Raw genomic sequence first — 4,321 nt, forward strand, 5'->3', positions numbered from 1 at the left:
GACCCCGGTGCGGTCCGAGTTGAAGTGCACGGTGTAGCTGGCCCCGTAGAGCTCGTCCATCCCCGCGCGGGTGAGGAACTCCGGGGCGCCGTGCGGCCCCTCGGCCACGGCGATGTGCCAGTGGTGCCCGATGGCCGGGACCTCGTCGGCGAGGATCCGGCGCGGCACGCCCGGCCCGGGTTCACCGACGGCGAGGGCGTCCCCCGCCGCCAGGTTGCGCCCCTCGTGCCCCCCGAACCGTCCGAGGGTGAAGGTCGACGACGACCCGAGGTACTGCTCCACCTCGATCCCGCCCCCGACCGCCACGTACACGCGCATGCCCGGCCCGTCGAGCACCGGGACGTCGAGCACGGATCCCGCCTCCAGGTGGACCGGCTTCCACTGGGCCACCGGGCGGCCGTCCACCGTGGGCCGCACGTGCGCCCCGCCCACGCCGACCGTGACCGGGGCGTCCGGTCGGATCGACAGTCCACCCCGAGTGCACTCCAGACCGGCGGCGCCCTCCGGGTTGCCCACGGCGATGTTGACCAGGCGGAGCGAGTAGTCGTCCATCGCCCCGGACGGCGGGACGCCCACGCCCCAGTACCCGATGCGGCCGGGCCAGTCCTGGACGGTGGTGATGAGTCCCGGGTTGAGGATCTCGAGGCGGGTCATGGCGGCTTCTCCTGTGATGGCGGGTGCGCGGGGGGCGGGTGGGCGGACGGTGGGCTCCGGGCTCAGGCGGTGACGATCATCCGCACCGGCGTCGGGTCGAAGCCGTTGCACGGGTTGTTGATCTGCGGGCAGTTGGAGACCAGGACGATCACGTCGCGGTCGGCGCGTAGCGCCAGGCGCTTGCCGGGCGCGGAGAGCCCGTCGACGATGCCGAGGGTGCCGTCGGCGTCCACGGGCACGTTCATGAAGAAGTTGACGTTGGGGACCAGGTCCCGCTTGCCCAGTCCGTGCCGGGCGCCCTCCCGGAGGAAGTTCTCCACGCAGGCGTGCTGGTGCCGGGTGTGGTGGCCGTACCGCAGGGTGTTGGACTCCTGCGAACACGCGCCCCCGAGGGTGTCGTGATTGCCCACCTCGTCGGCCGTGATCGTCACGAGGGGCTCGCCGGCGTCGTCGCGCAGGACACTCCCCTCGGTCAGGAAGATCGATCCCTGGGCGGCGACGGTCGCCGGGGCGCTGTAGCGACGGGTGGGGTCGTGCGCGTCGTAGAACAGGGTGTCGACGGCCTGGTTGCCCTCGAGGTCCACGATGGTCAGGGTCTGGCCCGCGTGCAGGACGTGGGACCAGGCGGCTCTGGCGGCGACGGTCTCGTCGGCGACAACGGCCCCGTCCGTGAGAGCGAGGTCTGCGGCGGGAAGGTCTGCGGCGGCGCCGGTCCGGGGGTCTGTGGTCGGAGGCTCGGTGGTGACGGTCGTCGGTGTCATGGCGGATTCTCCTCAGGCGATCGGGGTGGAGGCGCGGTGGGCGGCCTCGGAGTTGGCGACGGCACGGCGGTACTCGAGGTCCTCCCCGACGCCGGGGAGGGCTCCCTCGCGGAGTGCGTCGAGGTCCTGCGGAGCGTTCCACGCCAGGAACTCCACGGTCCCGGCGTGGTACCGCTCCGACGGATCCAGCGGATGGTCGGCGACCGCGACGGCCACCACGACGGGCAGGTGCAGGACCAGGTCGACGGTCGCCCCCGCCCCGGCGTTCCCGGTGGAGACGAGCGCCCCGTCGTCGTCGACGCGGACGCCGTGGAAGAACGACACGGTGTGGGGGAGATCCCGCTCACCCAGCCCGTGTTTGAGGGCGGCCAGCAGCAACAACTCCCGTCCGGCCGGTGACCCGGATTCCGGCGCCCCGGCCCCGTAGCGGGCGACGTTGCCGGCCAGGGTCGAGGCACCGCACAGCGCGTCGTGATGGCCGGAGGTGTCCGCGACGATCGTCGCGAGCACGCGCCCCTGGTCGGAGAGCAGCGGATGACCGGTGCCGAGGTAGGCCTGCCACGGGACCTTGACCGTGTCCGCGGTGTTGAGGCGTTCCCAGGGGGCGTCGGCGCGCCACATCATGAGCGAGGCGCAGGCCGTGCCGTCCCGGTCGGTCAGTCGGATGCGCGTGCCCCGCGCCAGGGTGACCGCGGTGTACCGGCCCCCGGGGACGGACTCCGCCCACGTCAGGCGGTCGGCCGGCACGTCCGCCGGCGGGTGGGGCCAGTCGGTGGCGGGGACGACCGGCATGGAGTCGGTGATCGCGCCGGCCTGGGCTCGGGCGTGGTCGCGGGCACCCGAGGTGGTGGACGTGCTCGCGGTGGTGCCGGGTGTCGTGATGCCGGGTTCGGTGGTGCTGGTCATCTCAGGTCACTCTCCGATCTTGACGGGCTTGGGATGGGTCTTGCCGCGGGGGAAGCACAGGATGCCGAGCCCCACCACGGCGAGGACGGTCAGGACGCCGGCCCATCGCATCCACGGGGTCTCGCCCGAGGGGTCGAAGATCTCGGCCCGCGGCCAGGCGAGGTTGACCGTCATCAGCAGTCCGTACCCCACGGCCATGACGTTCACGGGGACCCCCCAGCGGCCCAGCGAGAACAGCGGCTTGCCCTCGGCGTCGGTGAGCCGGGGGCCGTTGGGCCACCCCTTGAGCCGACGCAGGAGCAGCGGCGCGGTCACGCAGAGGTAGGCGAGATAGATGAGGATGATGCACACCGAGGCGAGGGTGGCGAAGATGGCGGCGTTGCCCATGTTGACCAGCAGGATCGCGATGCATGACAGACCGATGAGCACGGCCGGGGCGATCGGGGTGCCGGTGCGGGGGTTGACGCGTGACAGGGTCGCAGAGAAGGGCAGGCGCCCGTCGCGGGCCATCGAGAACATCAACCGGGTGGCCGCGGTCTGGATGGCGAGGGTGCAGATGAAGATGGCCACCACGACCACCACGAGGAGCACCTTGCCCCAGAAGTTCCCGAGCACGGAGTTGAGGACGTACGGCAGGCCCTCGGTGGCCAGCCGGCCGTCGGTGAGGCTGGGCGCGGCCATGAGCGCGGCGAGGATCATGAGCCCACCGCCGAACGCCGAGACGGTCAGTGCCATCCGGATGGTGCGGGGGGCGACCCGGCGCGGGTTGACGGTCTCCTCGGCGAGTTCGCCGGCCGAGCCGAATCCCACCATCACGTAGGCGGCCATGAGCCCGGAGACGACCCACGCCCAGATGTATCCGGGCTGATCCCCCATGCCGGCGGTGTCAAAGACGACCTGCGGCCCGCGGACGGCGTGGGTCAGCAGCGCGAGGATCACCGCGACGACGCCGACGATCTCGCAGGTCACACCGATGTTATTGACGTAGGCCATCCACCTGATGCCGAGCGAGTTGATCGTGGTGGTGATGACGAGGAGAACCGATCCGAGCAGGACGGCGTTCGCCGCGCCGGAGGGCGAGGTGAGGGCCGGATCGTCACCGATGATCTGGAAACCGGACCAGATGTTCGGCAGCACGACCTGCAGCGCGATGGCCGCGGCCGAGGCGGTGACGATCTGCGCGAGGATCATGAACCAGCCGCCGAACCACCCGACGACCTCGCCGCCCATCCGCCGGGACCACTGGTAGATCGCTCCCGAGATGGGGTACCGGGCCGCGAGCTCCGCGAAGCACAACGCGACCAGGAACTGGCCGGCGAACACGATCGGCCAGGTCCAGAAGAACGCCGGGCCGCCGAACCCGTACCCGAGGCCGAACAGCTGGAAGATGGTCGTGAGGATCGAGACGAACGAGAACCCGGCGGCGAACGAGGCGAACGTGCCGAGGCTCCGGTGGAGTTGTTGGTCGTAGCCGAGATCGGCGAGGTCGTCGTGATCACCCCGACGTTCGGGGGCCGGGGTGGTGAGTCCGGAGGGGTCACTCATGTCCGGCACTCCTCTCGGGGCGGGGGTCTGTGAACCCGGGTGGCGTCAGGAGCAGTTCCTGTCTGCCGATAGTTTTCCCACCGCGTGTGACCCTCGGGTTGCCTGATGTTTCGATCCGATTAACACGCCCTCACGCCGTTGCTCCCCGCTCGCCGGGCCGCCCGACCGCGTGGTCGAATGCCCTCATGGCGCCTTCCCGTGATCCCCACGACGAGCGCGCGCGGGCCTGGTCCGACGGGCTGCGGCGTGAGCTGGCGGCGCGTCTCGGACCGGCGGTGGCACACGCGGTGTGGGTCACCGGATCGGTGGGCCGGGGGGAGGCCGTCCCGGGTAGCGACCTGGAATCCCTCGCCGTCGTCTGTGACCCCGGTGACCCTGGTGACCCCGGTGACCCCGACGACCGTGCGGTACGCCGCGCCGTCGCCTCCACCGACCTCTCCCGCGCACCGTGGTTC

General features: G+C 71.4%; 3 protein-coding genes and 2 pseudogenes. 1 reads left to right on the forward strand and 4 read right to left on the reverse strand.

Features of this window, described 5'->3' with window-relative positions:
- From G6018_RS10515 to G6018_RS10530, 4 genes and pseudogenes are all read right to left on the reverse strand, one after another.
- Positions 1-654, reverse strand: a pseudogene (locus tag G6018_RS10515) (biotin-dependent carboxyltransferase family protein); the annotation flags it as partial.
- Positions 655-716: 62 nt separating this feature from the next.
- Positions 717-1,415 carry an urea amidolyase associated protein UAAP2 gene (locus tag G6018_RS10520; RefSeq protein ID WP_182639558.1) on the reverse strand — a complete coding sequence of 233 codons (699 nt, stop codon included), beginning with the start codon at positions 1,413-1,415 and terminating at the stop codon, positions 717-719.
- 12 nt (positions 1,416-1,427) lie between these two features.
- Positions 1,428-2,321, reverse strand: coding sequence for an urea amidolyase associated protein UAAP1 (locus G6018_RS10525; RefSeq protein WP_179524085.1), 894 nt, complete (start codon positions 2,319-2,321; stop codon positions 1,428-1,430).
- A gap of 6 nt (positions 2,322-2,327) precedes the next feature.
- On the reverse strand, positions 2,328-3,866 hold the full coding sequence (locus G6018_RS10530; protein ID WP_182639559.1) for an amino acid permease: 1,539 nt from the start codon (positions 3,864-3,866) through the stop codon (positions 2,328-2,330).
- Between the two features lie 185 nt (positions 3,867-4,051).
- Here G6018_RS10530 and G6018_RS10535 point away from each other — a divergent pair.
- Positions 4,052-4,321 (forward strand): annotated as a pseudogene (locus G6018_RS10535) (nucleotidyltransferase domain-containing protein); the annotation flags it as partial.

The sequence above is a fragment of the Dietzia sp. DQ11-44 genome, assembly GCF_014145205.1.
GTDB lineage: Bacteria > Actinomycetota > Actinomycetes > Mycobacteriales > Mycobacteriaceae > Dietzia > Dietzia natronolimnaea.